This is a genomic window from uncultured Sneathiella sp. (assembly GCF_963973085.1).
Taxonomy (GTDB): domain Bacteria; phylum Pseudomonadota; class Alphaproteobacteria; order Sneathiellales; family Sneathiellaceae; genus Sneathiella.
Map to the genome: position 1 here is coordinate 1 of NZ_CAXAXA010000010.1, position 15003 is coordinate 15003.

General features: G+C 50.6%; 14 protein-coding genes. 8 read left to right on the forward strand and 6 right to left on the reverse strand.

Annotated features, from left to right (window positions below):
- The first annotated feature begins 88 nt into the window (after positions 1-88).
- The 6 genes from AACZ19_RS17535 to AACZ19_RS17560 all read left to right on the forward strand — a co-directional run bounded on the left by AACZ19_RS17535 (position 89) and on the right by AACZ19_RS17560 (position 6772).
- Positions 89-895 (forward strand): hypothetical protein, encoded by an 807-nt coding sequence (locus tag AACZ19_RS17535; protein WP_339635812.1) that lies wholly within the window; start codon positions 89-91, stop codon positions 893-895.
- Positions 896-1237: 342 nt separating this feature from the next.
- Complete coding sequence (locus tag AACZ19_RS17540; RefSeq protein ID WP_339635813.1) at positions 1238-1921, forward strand: MerR family DNA-binding protein; 684 nt, start codon at positions 1238-1240, stop codon at positions 1919-1921.
- Entirely contained in the window at positions 1918-2607 is a 690-nt protein-coding gene (locus tag AACZ19_RS17545) for a cytochrome c biogenesis protein CcdA (protein WP_339635814.1), read from the forward strand. The genes AACZ19_RS17540 and AACZ19_RS17545 overlap by 4 nt, the downstream gene beginning before the upstream one ends.
- Positions 2608-2620: 13 nt before the next feature.
- On the forward strand, positions 2621-5071 hold the full coding sequence (locus AACZ19_RS17550; RefSeq protein WP_339635815.1) for a cation-translocating P-type ATPase: 2451 nt from the start codon (positions 2621-2623) through the stop codon (positions 5069-5071).
- Entirely contained in the window at positions 5068-6129 is a 1062-nt protein-coding gene (locus tag AACZ19_RS17555) for a lysylphosphatidylglycerol synthase transmembrane domain-containing protein (RefSeq protein ID WP_339635816.1), read from the forward strand. Before AACZ19_RS17550 ends, AACZ19_RS17555 begins: the two co-directional genes overlap by 4 nt.
- A 211-nt stretch (positions 6130-6340) precedes the next feature.
- Positions 6341-6772 (forward strand): hypothetical protein, encoded by a 432-nt coding sequence (locus tag AACZ19_RS17560; protein ID WP_339635817.1) that lies wholly within the window; start codon positions 6341-6343, stop codon positions 6770-6772.
- 119 nt (positions 6773-6891) lie between these two features.
- Here the strand turns inward: AACZ19_RS17560 and AACZ19_RS17565 are convergent, their stop codons facing one another.
- Both AACZ19_RS17565 and AACZ19_RS17570 read right to left on the reverse strand, forming a co-directional pair.
- Positions 6892-7788 carry an IS481 family transposase gene (locus tag AACZ19_RS17565; RefSeq protein ID WP_339635819.1) on the reverse strand — a complete coding sequence of 299 codons (897 nt, stop codon included), beginning with the start codon at positions 7786-7788 and terminating at the stop codon, positions 6892-6894.
- Positions 7789-7853: 65 nt separating this feature from the next.
- Entirely contained in the window at positions 7854-9149 is a 1296-nt protein-coding gene (locus AACZ19_RS17570; RefSeq protein WP_339635820.1) for a tyrosine-type recombinase/integrase, read from the reverse strand.
- A 461-nt stretch (positions 9150-9610) separates the two neighbouring features.
- Here AACZ19_RS17570 and AACZ19_RS17575 point away from each other — a divergent pair, with 461 nt between their 5' ends.
- Positions 9611-10357, forward strand: a complete 747-nt coding sequence (locus AACZ19_RS17575; protein ID WP_339635821.1) for a hypothetical protein — start codon at positions 9611-9613, stop codon at positions 10355-10357.
- 47 nt (positions 10358-10404) lie between these two features.
- On the opposite strand, the gene fumC is transcribed toward AACZ19_RS17575, so the two are convergent.
- The 4 genes from fumC to AACZ19_RS17595 all read right to left on the reverse strand — a co-directional run bounded on the left by fumC (position 10405) and on the right by AACZ19_RS17595 (position 14073).
- The gene (gene fumC / locus AACZ19_RS17580; protein WP_339635822.1) at positions 10405-11793 is read right to left on the reverse strand and encodes a class II fumarate hydratase; all 1389 of its coding nucleotides are present in this window, start codon (positions 11791-11793) and stop codon (positions 10405-10407) included.
- Positions 11794-11836: 43 nt separating this feature from the next.
- On the reverse strand, positions 11837-12010 hold the full coding sequence (locus AACZ19_RS17585; protein WP_339635823.1) for a hypothetical protein: 174 nt from the start codon (positions 12008-12010) through the stop codon (positions 11837-11839).
- On the reverse strand, positions 12007-13206 hold the full coding sequence (locus AACZ19_RS17590; protein ID WP_339635824.1) for a GGDEF domain-containing protein: 1200 nt from the start codon (positions 13204-13206) through the stop codon (positions 12007-12009). The genes AACZ19_RS17585 and AACZ19_RS17590 overlap by 4 nt, the downstream gene beginning before the upstream one ends.
- Before the next feature lie 96 nt (positions 13207-13302).
- Positions 13303-14073, reverse strand: coding sequence for an enoyl-CoA hydratase (locus tag AACZ19_RS17595; RefSeq protein ID WP_339635825.1), 771 nt, complete (start codon positions 14071-14073; stop codon positions 13303-13305).
- 104 nt (positions 14074-14177) lie between these two features.
- On the opposite strand from AACZ19_RS17595, the gene AACZ19_RS17600 reads away from it, so the two are divergent.
- On the forward strand, positions 14178-14999 hold the full coding sequence (locus AACZ19_RS17600; RefSeq protein WP_339635826.1) for a NifU family protein: 822 nt from the start codon (positions 14178-14180) through the stop codon (positions 14997-14999).
- Positions 15000-15003 lie beyond the last annotated feature (4 nt).

Here is a 15003-nt window from a genome sequence, read left to right on the forward strand (position 1 = left end):
AAACACTCCTTAATTCACAACATCAATTTGGTGACATTGGTGCTGACGGGGAACACTTCCAGTTGTTGATCAAACCGACGATTATGTCATGTGGTTTCTCGCGGCAATGCATGAAGGATATCATTGCATTTCGGCAAGCAAGAGTGCTTTGGACGAATGGGGAGTAGCGGCTCGTGAAACAATTGCCGATGTTGGTGCAGTGAATAAAGCCCTTACATCCGGCATAAAGGTTGATAATCTCATTGCGATGGCAGACTGGCGAGCGATTAGATTTGCCTCAGGCATTGCCGACGTTGTTGCGGGACGGATCAACGGGAAAGATATTTATTTCCGGGCATCCCCTGCCCATATGAGCACATTGGCGATCAAAAGGCTGTTGGCGACGGGCCCCGTTGATACATATGAACAAATCCAGAAACTGGCGCTTTCGAATACATTTCAGGGTTTGTACGGTGAGAAAAAGCAGGCGCAAAGACTGCTGACACGGATTTTGCTTCTCTACAAAAACTTGGAAATTAGGGCACGCTTTCCAAATGCAACAATTCAGGATGCAGACGACATCCTTTCTTTTATTGGCGCTCCGCAAGAAATAGTGGAAACCGTAAGGGATTCCGTTTCCAGATACTTATCGAAACTTGATTGTCGAAGCTCCGGTAATCGCCGAAATAATAATCAAGCGCTTGATCTCGTGTGTCGGCAAAGTGACAACAGCTTTATATATTCGGATACGTCGCTATTCGGGCCAATTCCGAAATCAACGGTCAACAACGAAATATTTGCGCCTAACTCAAATGCACTCGACAATGTTAATGAAGATAACGCAAAACTTGCGTTCATCGATGGCAGAAAAGTCAATTTTCCAAGCCACGTTCAATATCATCTGGCTCGACAATGAAGACATAACGGCACCATTGGATGAACAACAGAATTTTCGGTCAAATTATCGGGATAGCTTCCGACATTTGATAAGCCAATAACAAGAAATTCGAGATCTTCACGCTTTACTCCAAAGCAGATCTGGTATCTCAGGAAGATAACTATTGATATTTGAGGAAATCGATACTTTTTCTATAATCCATTGCCATCCTCCTCGCCTCAAAATTGATCTAATCTATCTAATTTTTGCTCTAAACATGGGTTCAAAACCGGACCCGCCGGGCTTAAATCCTTCACCTTTCTACTATTCTCTTGACTCCGTACTATACTACGGAGTGCAAAGTCTGCATGGAGGAATAGCATGACACAATTCACTATCAGTCGCGCCGCGAAAGCGGCAAATGTCAATGTCGAGACCATCCGCTTTTACGAACGCAAGGGGCTGATTGTTCAACCGCCCAAGCCCGTTGACGGCGGTGCGCGTGAGTACGACCAAGGAACAGTCACCCGGATCCGTTTCATCCGCCAGGCCCAGGAAATCGGTTTCTCCCTGCAGGAGATATCCGAACTTCTGTCGCTACGGGCAGATCCCGGCGCCGACTGTGCCGACGTTCGTAGCCGAGCCGTCGAAAAAAGGGACGAAGTTCAGGAGAAACTCCGCCATTTGTCACAAATGCGTGACGCGCTCGATGAGTTGATTGCGAGTTGTCCCGGTGGGGGAGATGTTGTCGCCTGCACTATCCTCGACGCCATGGCACGGGGGACCCCATCCACAAGTCCGGAAATAACGAATGCCCGACAAACACCATTAGAAGGAACCAAAATCATGAAAACCACCATCCTGCACATCGATGGCATGCATTGCGATGGATGCGCACTTACCATAGAGGCCCTGTTGTCACGAACCCCCGGTGTCCGTAAGGCCGAAGCATCTTATGACGAGCGTCGTGTCCGCATTCTGCACGATCAAGCAGAAGCGCCAGTAGCAGATCTCCTGACGGCGATCGCCAAGGGTGGATTTAAAGGGAAGGTCACCGATCAATGATCGAGGCAAGTTTCATGGGGCTCGTCGCCATTCCCGCCGGACTTGGCTTGATCGGCTTCATCGAGCCCTGTTCGATCGGCTCCAGCCTCGTCTTCATCAAGTATCTTGAGGGCAAGAGCAGAACCGCAAAGCTCGTGGAGACGTTGTTGTTCGCACTGACGCGCGCGCTGTTCATCGGCTTGCTCGGTGTCCTCGCGGTACTGATAGGAACCGTATTTCTCGATCTGCAGCGAAGTGCCTGGTTACTTCTTGGAGCGAGCTATGTTTTGCTTGGTTTGCTGCTTGCAACGGGACGGGCGGGAGGCCTGATGGTATCTCTCGGCCCGAGTTTGCGACAGTTGAGCAACCGTGGCGGTTCCGTCGGGCTCGGGCTTCTGTTCGGCCTAAATATTCCTGCCTGTGCAGCGCCACTTCTTTTCGCGCTTCTCGCGGGCGCAGCAGCATCCGGGAGTACAAACGCGCTCAGCGGCTTCATTGCACTCGGAGTCTTCGGCTTTGCTTTGTCCCTGCCGCTGGTCGTAACGGTCCTGGTTCCGGGCGCCAAGAGCTTGCTCGATCGTTTAGCTGCGCTTTCGGGACGCTTTCCTGTCTTTGCCGGCTTGTTTCTCATAGGGCTCGGTGCCTGGTCGATCTGGTTTGGTCTTTTCGCGACCACCAGTCCGGACATCACTGCTCTACAATCATAAAGGTTCATTTATCATGGATATGACACCGGCCACCGACGCGAAACTGGAACTTTGGAACGAGGAACCCGCTGAAAATCCGGACAGGGCCCGCATTCGGGCGCGTATCGGCGGGCTGCATTGCTCGCTTTGCACCGGCACGATCGAAAAGGCTCTCGGCCGTCAGAAGGGTGTTGACAAGGTGGCGGTCAGCCTGACCCACGAACAGGCACTTGTTGAATTCGATCCCAAGGTAACGACCCCCGAAGCCCTGCTCCAGACATTGAAGGATATTGGTTATACTATTCACGATCCTAACAAGTTGCGCCCGTTCGAGGAAGAAGAGCAAGAACTGGTCAAGGAAGGACGCAGGTTCCTCATCGCAACAACCTTCAGCCTTCTGTCTATTGCACTGATAACCGACCCGGATGGCCCTCTGTCTCTGGTTTTGCCCGTTGTGGCCACGGTCAGCCTGGTCGCCTTTGTGTTCCTGGTGCTAAGGGCGCGGGGCGTTTGGCCGGCAATTGCTGGCGCAACCATTCTTGGAACTACAACAGCGGGACTTCTTGCGCTCAAAATTGCAGGGATGCTGATCGGTATTACGCCTTGGCTAGTGGCGGGTCTCGCCGCCGCGCTCGTTTTCGGAGTTGCACGGCATATTCTCATTATGGCACTTCAGGCGGTGCGCCGGGGAATACTCAATCAGCATGTCCTTCTTGAAGCGGGAGCTTTTGCAGGGTTGAGCGGCGGCCTGATCGGTCTTGTTCTCGACCGGCCAGGATATCCAACAGCCCCGTTCTTTGCCGTTGCCGTTATGGTCGTCACCTATCATATCTTTTCTGAGTGGCTATCGCTGATCGTCAAAACCCGTTCCTCGCAGGCGGTCAAACGTCTTCTGGATCTTCAGCCCGATATCGCCCGGATCGTCAGAGATGGCCGTGAAATTGACATTCCTATCGATGAAGTGACCCGCGGCGACCTGGTTCGCGTCAGGCCCGGCGAGCGTCTGCCCGTTGACGGTGAGGTCGTCGACGGTCGATCCACAGTTGACCAGTCACTCGTGACCGGAGAACCGATGCCAGTCGAACGACTGATCGGCGACACCGTAATCGGCGGCACGATCAACGGGAACGGAACGCTACTCATCCAAGTAACCGCCGTTGGTGCCGAGAGCTTCCTGCAGCGCGTGGCGCGTGAAGTCGAAGATGCCCGCGCCCTGAAGCCTGGTCTGCTCCATATCGTCGACCAGGTCCTGAGAATTTATACGCCCGCCGTGTTGACGATTTCAATTCTTGCCTTCGTCGGCTGGGCGGTTTTGCCGCAGATATTCGGCTTTCCGCCTGAACTGCAGCGCGCCGTGTTTGCAGGGTTGAGTGTGTTGGTTATGGGATATCCCTGCGCTGTCGGAATATCAGCGCCGTTGTCGATTGTGCGAAGTGCTGGCGAAGCTGCCGAACTGGGTATTCTGATGCGCACTGGGGAGGCATTTCAGGGCTATCGATTAGTTAAGCAGATTGCCTTTGACAAAACCGGCACGTTAACTGAGGGGAATCCGAAGGTCCACGAAATCGAAGCACTCTCGGATCACACGGACGAATTACTGATGATGACGGCAGCTGCCGAGGCGTCATCGGAACATCCTCTTGCTGCGGCTGTGGTTGAGGCGGCGTTCGATGCCGGATTGTCACCCCCCAGTGCAGAGTTCTTCGAGGCAATTCCCGGCAAAGGCGTTATTGCCCGGATCAATGATGCCGATGTCCTGGTGGGAAGCCCGCGTTTCATGATCGACCGCGGGATTGACCTGACGGCTCTCGAACCCCGCGTCACCGCATATGAGGAAATGGGCCGCACTGTCATCGTGACCTCCCGGGATGGCATACTTCTCGGTCTGCTCGCACTCGGTGATGCACTTCGTGAAGATGCTTTGAAGACGGTTAGCGAACTTCGTGCCGCAGGCGTGCGTACGATCCTCATCACGGGTGACAACCGGCGCAATGCTGAACGAGTTGCCCGGGAACTCGGGCTAGACGAGGTCCATGCAGAAATGCTTCCCGGCGAGAAAGCGGATATCATCCGGGAGTTGCAAAAGCAGGGCCGGACCGCGATGGTGGGTGACGGTATCAACGATGCTCCTGCATTGATGCAGGCCGACGTTGGCATCGCCATGGGATCGGGAACCAACGTTGCCATCGATGCCGCAGACATCATCATCCTCAATAACCGGATATACAATGTCGTCAAGGCACGCGAGATCAGCCGGCAAGGCTATCGAAAGATGCTGCAGAACGTTTCCCTTGCCTTCCTGTTTAATGGTATCGGCGTGCCTGTCGCCGCCAGCGGCCTACTCTATCCCGTCTGGGCAATGATTGCGATGGCGACCAGTGTAACGACCATCTTCACCAATTCCCTGTGGGGCCGCCCCCGCCTGTTCATAGACGCAATCCTCAGCGTCGGTCGGCCGCTTCCAGAGAATGAGGAACAAGCTTGAAAAACGAAAGGGCATCCGGCATTGAAAATCCACGCCGCGCCAGATGGCGTTGGTTCAACTGGTTGGGCAGCATCGTTGGGGTCGGCCTGATAGGATTTCTTTTCTGGCGCCTTGACTGGCGCCAGCTTTTTGGCATTCTTCTTTCTGCACGCCCTGAATATGTGTTTGCCACATTCATCACGATCACTCTGGAACAGGTTGTCCGAGCCTGGAAGTGGCGACAGATCCTTATACCCCTTCGCGCCATCAAAACATCACGACTTTTCGGGGCGACAATGGCTGGCTACCTCGCCAATCTGCTGCTTCCCCTCGGGCTCAGCCCTTTCGTGCGATCCTGGCTCGTTGCAAAGAAACAGGACCTTGCAATGAGCAGCGTGCTTGCCACCGTCGCTATTGACCGATTAGTAGACGGGATTGTATTCACTGCCCTTGTCATCATCGTGGTGCTCTTTGCCGTTATCCCCGACCCCGAAGGAAATATCGGATTCGGCTTGACAGTTGCTGCCGTAGGAAGCGCGCTGGCCATTCTCTGTGCGTTCATCCTGCTCGCGTGCCATAAACGTCAATCTTTATTTGGTGCCGGGTTCCTGATTACTCTCGCGGATCGTTTGCCGGGCCGACTGGCGGCTCGCGCGCGCTCGGCTGCAGTTACATTTGCCGATGGAATTGTCTGGCCACGCGAGCACTGGCGGAGCAACGTCATCATCCTTTCGAGCATCGTTATCAAGCTTCTTGCGGCATCGCATCTCTTGTGGGCGGGGCTCGCTTTTGACGTGCTTCTCGCACCCCTCGCCTATTTCGCCTTACTTGCTATCCTTGGCTTCATCGTTATTCTCGCCCAAGCTGCGAGAGTACCGGCGGGCTTTGTTGTCGGCGCCATATACGCTCTCAGTCTATTCGGAGTAAACGACGTAACTGCGTTTGCTATGGTTATGACGGTCATGGCGACAAACATACTGGCGGTTGCGGTATTCGGAAGCTGGGGCCTCTGGGTTCACGGCGTCGGCTTTGCGGAACTCAAAGGGCCGAAGAAGGTGGAAATTGATGCATCCCACTAAACACTCTGGTCGATTTACACGTATTGTGATCGCTGGTGCGTTCTTCCAAGGCGGTGCCGCTGCAGTCGATACGGGCACTATCATGGCGAGCCTCGTTCAAATTTTAACAGGGAGTTCCCTGGCTGTTGGCGTAACGGCGTCCATCGCCTGATACGGCTGGCTATTTCCACAAATCTTCGTCGCCTACATCGTCCGGGGCCGCCGTCGGCGCATGCTCTTTTATGCAATTGGCGCGTTCGGCCATGTTTTCTGCCTCGTCAGCGTCGCCACGGTTGTCCTGATTTCAACTCCGATGCCAAGTTCGATTTTGATCTTGACATTTTTCACCGCATGGGTCTTGTACGCGTTTATCAGTGGTATTCTTGCAACTCCCTACAACGATATCGTCGCCCGGTCAATTCCATCCAACCGCCGCAGCCGACTCCTTGCCTGGCGGTTCTTCGCGGGCGGGATTTTGGCACTCGGGGTCGCCATCGTTGCCGGTCAGGCCATCGGCGCGATGGCGTTCCCCGTTGGGCACGCAATAATCCTGTTTATGGGTGCCGGATTGTTGCTAATCTCCTCGGTTGTATTCATTTCAGCGGGTGAACCGCCAACGTCGGATTTACCTGAAGTGAACGGTTTTTTGGCGATTTCTCCATGATGGGCTGGACGTGTTCCGGCGCGATTACCACTTTCGTTTGTTCGTGATTGTAAGTTGGCTCAACGGCACTGTCATGATAGTGCTGTAATAGACACTGACTCATGGTACTCTTCGCAACCCTATTGTAGTTTTCCCCTGAGGGATTCATAGGGTGTTTTTCCGCCATGCGCGCCATGCGGCCTGACGAAGTTATAGAAGGCCTCCCATTCAGCGAGTTTGGCCTCCAGATCGACATCATCTTTGTATTTCATCAATTGATAGAACTTCTGCTGATCAGATCTGCGTGAACGTTCGACCTTGCCGTTCAACTGAGGCGTTCGGGCTTTGATATAGACGTGACGAATGCCGAGATCCTCAACGTGCCAATGGAATAGTGATTGGAATTCATGGCCTCGGTCGGTTCTGATTTGCTGGATCCTGAAGGGGAATTTCTGAATGATATAGGTGACGAAGTTGATGGCACTTTTCTGTGTGTGCCGTTCATAGATTTTCAAGGCGCGTACACGCGTTGCATCATCGATTGCTGTATATTGGTATCGTTTGATTTTCCTGCCGTCTTTAGCTTTGAATATCAGGAACTTGACATCCATCTGGATATGGTGGCCTGGCACCTGCTTTTCATATCTTTTGGTATGAACCTTGCGCCGCCCTACATTACGCGGCAATCGACTGACACCGTGTCGCTTCAATACTCTGGATATGGTTACATCAGAGACCTTCAGGTCATGATAGCGAGCCATGTACCACATGATCCGCATTGGGCCGAGATGATATTTTTTCCGCAGATATAAGATCTTTTCAACAATCTCATCGAAGGTACGGTTCGGATGGGTGCCTGGTATGGGTTTTCTATTAATGAGGCCGTTATCACCCTGCTCGCGATACAGCTGGCGCCATCGATAGAAGGTAGACTTTGGCACGCCATAATATCTGTAGGCTTTGGCGGCACTCCCGATTTCTTCAGCTCTTTCAATTACCCGTAGTTTACGTCTTATCTCACTTTCTTCATTGGTCATCGTCAAATCCTCCGTGCAATTAATTTTACACGAAGAGCCCCACAAATTCGTATATTTCTACAAGATCAATTTCTCAGATCATTATAGATTTCTTGTACTTCGTCAGATACTGATCGACGTGCATCTACTATCAAATGTGCATAACGTTCCGTAGTAGAGCTTCTTTTATGACCAAGATTCGCTCCTATCACTTTCAGCGGTAGACCTGCATTGATTGCGAAGGAAGCATATGCGTGTCTTAAATCGTGTATTCGAAAATCGTCCAATTCAGCCGTCCCAACTATTTTGGCCCAAGAGTGGGAAAGGTTTTGAATATACCCCTTTTTACATATTCGTGAGGAAGGAAAGACAAAGTTGACGTCACCTTTTATCTGTGCCCGTCGCCTTTTAAGTATCTGAATACATTCATCTGTGAGCACGATGACTTTTGGCTGGTTTACGCCTCCCGTTTTGTGGCGTATAGGCGGGAGAACCAGAAATCGTCGTTCGAAGTCGATTTCATTCCATCGCAAGGCCTGTATTTCACCGCGACGGGCTGCTGTGTAAGCAATTAGTTCGATGCAATCGACCTGACTTTGAGTGATCTCCTGGCGTTCCAGGAGTTTATCAATGGTATTGAAAAAGCACTGGGCTTGCTCTCGGGTTAAATATCGCTCTCGGGTGCCATCCTGTATTTTTCGAACCTGCCCACATGGGTTTGTTTTAATAAGTCCCCTGTACATGGCCCATCCAAAAAGAGCGGATAGGGATCTAATTGCATGCGCCGCGGCACCTCGGCCTCCTCTTACTGGACCACCTTTAGTCGAGGATGCATTTCCAGAGAGAGCAATTCCCCCAGTTTTCTTGCGACGAGATATTCCTTTCATTACATCGTTTTGGAACTTAGATAAATCGCTGGTTTTAAGTTCATCAATTAAGAATTTTCCCAACAAGGGCCGGGCATGGTTGTTTAAATTTCCCTTATCAACTTTCCAACTTGATGCTCGCTTATCCGGTTTATCGAGTGGGCCTTCGTCCAAGTAGAGATCGATCAATTTTGAAAGGGTAAGTGTATTTGTGTAGGCTCGTGCAGCCTTCTTCGCAGGTGAGATTCCTCTTGCATTATCACCAAGTATTTCTTTGGCTTTTTCCCTTGCATTATCAGGCGACCAAGGATCGCCGTGTTTTCCTATCGTGTACCAACAGTATTGCTTGCGTCGATTTCGATACCCTACCAGATAAACCTTTCTACCGCTTGGATATGCACATAAGCAAAACCCTTTAAGATCCGTGTCCCAAAGACGTGACCGATTTTGACCGTAACATTTGAAAGCATCTACGGACCGCTTTGAAATTCTGGCACGGTTTTTAACTTTCTGCATGTTATAGCTCCGTAAGTATTGGCAGAATTCGATGCTAGTAGTTCATTAATCCGCCTCAAGCGGTATAGCAAATAGCTAGCAAAAACGAGGAATTCGTATCCAAAGCAGCACATTTCTATCATTTTTACATTGGATTAGCATACGCAATAATTCATTGAAAATAAATATAAAAATAGAAAATATTTCGTGGTTTCAAGCACTTATGAAACTGACAGAATAAAGCTTCCCAAGCTTACGACGAGGGTTCGATTCCCTTCGCCCGCTCCAGTTCCGTCTAACCAACACTTTCTGAGAATTTTTTTGCTTTAAAAGTAGGTTGAAATTCGGCACAAATATTAGAGCAAGTTTCATTCCCAAGATTTTATCATCTTCATAGAAGCTTCCATGAATTAGATTTATTGAATAAAATGAAGCGCTCTTTTAAGGTGAAAGCGACCAAAATCCCATATCGGGAGTAAGAAATGACAAAAAATTTTATTAGTCTTACTAAGGACGAGCAGGTATCAGCACTTGCTGACGCGATGTATAGTTCAAGTGTGAACGCTGCAATCGATAGTATAAACAAAATCGAAATCAGCTTTGATGAATTTCCCGATATATTCGTAAGGTTGCTGGGAGAATCTCTGGCAGCTCAGATTTTGATTTTTTCGTCATTTATTGAAAACAAACTCTTTGAGTTGATTAAATTAAGACTCTTCGATTTGAAATCTAAGAGCGAAGAGCGTCGGATGTTCGCTGGTAATGGTCCATTTAGCAATTTTGAAGGTCGCATATTTCTTTCTTATCACCTAGGTTGGTTGACATCAAATCAAGCAAAAAAGTTAAACGCTTTCAGAAAAATGAGGAATGAATTCGCTCACAATGCTTTTAAAACGAATTTTGAAGACCCAAAAATACAAGGGTTTATAAAATCAATGGACTATGATTTAGAAGAATACTTGAGGCCAGCCCGAAGCAAATTAATTGAGGATGGAAGCGATTTATTTCTTAAAAAAGAAGATATTAGTATTGAGAGAGAGTTTTTAGCAAATTTAAGTATCTTGGCCTATAAAACATTCTTAGATTACTTGGTTTTACCTGCGGCTTTAGAGCACCGTGTATCTCCAAACGATATAGCGGGAGTTGACTTTGACGCGCAGCCAATTGTAACAAAAGAAATTATTCGCAAGCATTCAAAAGTACTTTTAGTTTTGCTGGGAAAAAACTAATTTTTGTAATCCAACATTAAAGTTTAGCCCGCTCCAATGCTTCTGCATTATTCACCCACCATATCTTCAGGCCGCACCCATTCGTCGAATTCCTCTGCGGTGAGGAGACCGAGTTTGATGGCGGCGTCTTTCAGGCTGCTATTCTCGGCATAGGCTTTCTTGGCGATTTTTGCCGCATTGTCATACCCGATATGGGGATTTAACGCCGTGACCAGCATCAGCGATTGCGCCATCAGTTCCGCGATACGTGGTCTATTGGCTTCTATTCCCGTAATGCAGTTATCCGTGAAACTTCTTAATGCATCACCGAGCAGTCGGATGGATTGCAGCACGTTATAGATAATGACGGGTTTGAACACGTTCAGCTCAAAATGTCCGTTTGATCCGGCGATCGTTACCGTGACGTGGTTCCCCATCACTTGCGCGGCAACCTGCGAGAGGGCTTCGCATTGCGTGGGATTCACCTTGCCCGGCATGATGGAGGAGCCGGGCTCATTCGCGGGCAAAATGAGCTCCCCTAGCCCGCTTCGGGGGCCACTTGCGAGGAAGCGAATATCATTGGCAATTTTCATGCAGCTTGTCGCGATAACATTCAGGACACCTGAAAGCTCGACCATTGCATCATGGGCGGCAATCGCCTCGAATTTGTTTTTAGCGCTGGTGAAAGGGAGGTCGGTAAGGTCGGATAAGGTTGTAACGAATGTATTCGCGAAGCCCGGCGCGGCATTCAGGCCCGTTCCGACCGCTGTTCCGCCTTGCGCAACTTCCATCACACGCGGAAGGCTGTCTTTCAGACGCGCCATCCCAAGCTCAATCTGACGGGCATAACCGGAAAATTCCTGCCCCAGTGTGATTGGCACGGCATCTTGTGCGTGGGTTCTGCCGATTTTTATAATATCCTTGAATTCAAAATATTTATCCGTGAGAGCCTGATGGCAATGATTGAGGGCGGGCAGGAGATGGTGGGAGACTTGCTCCGCCGCGGCGATGGACATGGCGGTTGGAAAGCTATCGTTCGAGCTTTGACCCAAATTGACGTGGTCATTGGGATGAACCGGCTTCTTCTGGCCGAGCGGCGATCCGAGAATTTCATTGGCGCGATTTGCAATCACTTCATTGGCGTTCATGTTGCTCTGGGTGCCAGAGCCTGTTTGCCAGATAACCAACGGAAAGTGGTCGATGAGCTCCGCGCTTATTACTTCATCCGCGGCCATAACAATGGCATCCGCCAGCCGGGCTTCAAGTTGTCCCAGAGTTTGGTTACTAAGGGCAGCGGCCTTTTTCTGTAGACCCAGCGCCCGAACGAGAGGCTGCGGTAACCGCTCTGTGCCGATCTTGAAATTTTCCAGCGACCGTTCTGTTTGCGCGCCCCAATAGCGATCCGCTGGAACAGCTATCTCACCCATGGTATCGGTCTCGATACGTGTTGACGTCATGATTTCCTCCAGTCAGGCAATTGGCAATGCTTATTGATATGGGTCATGATAAACCATAGAAAACAAGCATTTGCAGGCCAAGGTAAATACCAATGGCAATCAGGAAAAGATTCAAGGTGCGATCGGCAGCCTTGCCCATCTCTTTGAGTTTCTTGGCGAATAAAATCCGGGCGATAAACAGGATAATAAACGCAATGGAAAGAAGTTTGAGGATCATGTGGACGCGGCAAGCTCCTCTTGTGCCGTTTCTGCACCTGTTGCATCTGAGGATGAATATACCGCGATGTCATTGCCACCTTTCGATTTTACCGCATACATCTGGTTGTCCGCAATTTCGACAAGAGCGGACCAGTCACCAACATTGGCGCTTTGCCGATCGACGATGCCGAAGCTGGCTGTCACCATTTTTCCGTCGGGACGTGTCCCAAGACCGATATTGCGCAATCGCCGGATCGATTTCAACGCGCCCTCCGCATCCGTATATGGAAGAAGAATGACGAATTCCTCACCGCCCCAGCGGATCAGCACATCAGATCCGCGCGCGTTCCGGCGAATGTTTGCTGCGGCTGTGGAAAGAACACGGTCCCCCGCTTCATGGCCATATCGATCATTGACGGATTTAAAGCTGTCCAGATCCGCAAAGACAATAGAGAAGGGGGTGTTTTGCCGTTTGGATATTTTAAACTGGACATCGATAATCTCCTCCCCACTGTTCCGGCTGTAACATTGGGTTAATGTATCGATGGAGGCCTGATCGATAAGCAGGGACATGTAAAGTAACTGACTTATCGCGGCGAAAGCGCTTAGGACGGCTGTTGCGGTGAGGGTCAGCAGCATTCCGAGTTGAAGGTCAGGATCTGCATTTTCAGGCATCAGGATCAGAACCAGCATCTGGATCACGAAAAACAGGATGAGCGTGAGCACGGCTTCCTTGATCGTCAGCGGAAAGATCGCAATACAGCCGACGATTAGAAACGGGAATAAAGCGTACCCGGCGGCGACCAGGCTCGTGATGGAGAGAATATCCGTGACGTCCAGAAGCGGCTGATACATCGTTTGGAATGTCAGCAGGATGGCGAAAAAGATACCGAGTGCGCGATAGGCGTCGCGCATGGTTTCTCCGCTGCTGATGCCGAAGAAGAGGGCAAGGAAAAGGACCGCCATCAATACGCGCGTTATCCCGAGTGTGACGTAGGTCTCGGTATCGAAAGTCAACATATCCAGCAGGAAACCCAGCGGAAAAGCGACGACACACAGCAGGCTCAAAAACCGGATGCGGGATATAATTACACGCGCACGTCGGCGATTGAGTACCGGGGAGTGGCTTTGGTTGGAAATAAGACGCTCCAGACCTTCTGGCGACGCTGATTGCCGCCCGCTTCCGGAAAAAACGTCATATAAATAAACCAGCACTGACTGCCCACCCCTCGACCTGACCGATGGACCTTTCATAACAAATAAACTCTATGAAAGGTATCTATTTTGACCTTTCGGGGTTGCGCGCATTGGCTACCGCGGGCGATTGATGAATTTCTCCATCAGCCGTTTCGGCTCGTCACTCTCATAGGAACGCGCGAAGGCTTCAATGCCAAGCTGGATGCTGTCTCGAAGGGAGTTATTCTCCCAATCATTACATAGCTCTTTCTGGATCACCATGGCATTACGCCCGCCAGCCAGAATTTCAGAAACAACATTATCCACTTCCGCATCAAGTGAGTTGTCTTCAGTCAGCCGCTGAACAAGACCGGCTTCGCGCGCTTCGGCAGCGCTCATGCGTCGTCCAGTCAGCACAAGATCGCGGGCGAGGTTATACCCTATAATGCGCGGCAACAGTGCTGCGTCGATAACAGACGGAATCCCTACGCGGACTTCTGGCATGGCAAATTCAACACTTTTACAGGCGACGATCATGTCACAGGAGGCGGCGAATTCCATGCCCGCCCCGAGACAAAAGCCGTTTACCCGGGCAACAACAGGCGCGTGGAAATACCGGACCTTTTGACAGACGTGGTGCATGTTTGTGATGAATCTGCGGGCAGATGATGGATTTAACTCTGCCATTTCGGTGATATCCGCGCCGCCTATAAAGCTTTTGCTTCCGGCCCCGGTTACAATGAGAACGGCGATGTCCCTGTCTTTATCGAGGGCAGTGATCGTCTCGTTCAGCTCCCGGATAACAGTTGAATTCAGCGTATTGAGCTTTTGCTGGTTATCGATGGTCAGACGTGCAACTTTGCCTTCCGGTCGGTCCTGCAGTTCCGTGAGAATAAATTTCTCCATTGTTTTCTCCGTTATTATTATTAATTTACTACTGTATAGATGCTGATGCCATCGGCCTTAGCATGACAATCAGTCTTCACAATAGTGATAATAGAGACAAAAAAATGTTTATTCAGACAAAGCCAGGCGACAATGCGACCGAGCTGGAATTTTTCCCGGCCGAGACTGTTTATGAAAATGGTCCCCTCGAAGTCTCGCAAGAGGATGCGGCGAGCAAGTCGCCGCTTGCGCATCGGCTTTATGAGATTGACGGTGTCGCTGCCGTAACATTGAAATCGGAAAGTATCGTTGTCTCGAAGACGGATGCGCGGGACTGGTCGTCCCTCCGGACTGAAATTTTCGGAGCGATTGTCGCGCATTTTCAAAGTGGCGAGTCAGTGGTAAGTGAAAACACGGGTACTGAGGCCCCCGGCGAATTTGACGCAGAGATCATTGATCAGATCAAGGATTTGCTGGCAACACGGATTGTCACGGCGGTGACGCAGTCGGGCGGCGATGTCTCGTTCCACAGCTATAAGAATGGCAAGCTCTTCCTGAAATTCCAGGGGCCCGCTTTCTCCATGCTGACGGGCATCCAGAATATGCTGCGACACTATATTCCGGAAATCAACGCCGTCCTCGATTATCGTGAAGCGTTGCCAAAGCCAGGCTTGAAAACACCGGAAGGGATTGCTATCCGCAAGCTGCTTGAGGAAAAGGTCAATCCGTCAATCGCAGCACATGGCGGACGCATCACGCTTGTCGATCTGCAGAAGGACCGTGCCTATGTTCGTCTGGATGGCGGCTGTCAGGGTTGTGGGATGGCGGATGTGACGTTGAAACAGGGGGTTGCGGTTGAAATCCAGAATCTGGTTCCGTCGGTTACAGAGGTGCTGGACGTGACCGACCATGCAGACGGCACCAATCCCTACTATCAACCAGCCTAGCGCC

Excerpts from the sequence above, each read along its gene's own strand:
- AACZ19_RS17550 (WP_339635815.1), top strand. The coding sequence starts at position 2,621 with ATGGATATGACACCGGCCACCGACGCGAAACTGGAACTTTGGAACGAG.
- AACZ19_RS17570 (WP_339635820.1), bottom strand. The coding sequence starts at position 9,149 with ATGCAGAAAGTTAAAAACCGTGCCAGAATTTCAAAGCGGTCCGTAGAT.
- AACZ19_RS17595 (WP_339635825.1), bottom strand. The coding sequence starts at position 14,073 with ATGGAGAAATTTATTCTCACGGAACTGCAGGACCGACCGGAAGGCAAA.
- AACZ19_RS17535 (WP_339635812.1), top strand. The coding sequence starts at position 89 with ATGTGGTTTCTCGCGGCAATGCATGAAGGATATCATTGCATTTCGGCA.
- AACZ19_RS17560 (WP_339635817.1), top strand. The coding sequence starts at position 6,341 with ATGCTCTTTTATGCAATTGGCGCGTTCGGCCATGTTTTCTGCCTCGTC.
- AACZ19_RS17565 (WP_339635819.1), bottom strand. The coding sequence starts at position 7,788 with ATGACCAATGAAGAAAGTGAGATAAGACGTAAACTACGGGTAATTGAA.
- fumC (WP_339635822.1), bottom strand. The coding sequence starts at position 11,793 with ATGACGTCAACACGTATCGAGACCGATACCATGGGTGAGATAGCTGTT.
- AACZ19_RS17585 (WP_339635823.1), bottom strand. The coding sequence starts at position 12,010 with ATGATCCTCAAACTTCTTTCCATTGCGTTTATTATCCTGTTTATCGCC.
- AACZ19_RS17540 (WP_339635813.1), top strand. The coding sequence starts at position 1,238 with ATGACACAATTCACTATCAGTCGCGCCGCGAAAGCGGCAAATGTCAAT.
- AACZ19_RS17575 (WP_339635821.1), top strand. The coding sequence starts at position 9,611 with ATGACAAAAAATTTTATTAGTCTTACTAAGGACGAGCAGGTATCAGCA.
- AACZ19_RS17600 (WP_339635826.1), top strand. The coding sequence starts at position 14,178 with ATGTTTATTCAGACAAAGCCAGGCGACAATGCGACCGAGCTGGAATTT.
- AACZ19_RS17545 (WP_339635814.1), top strand. The coding sequence starts at position 1,918 with ATGATCGAGGCAAGTTTCATGGGGCTCGTCGCCATTCCCGCCGGACTT.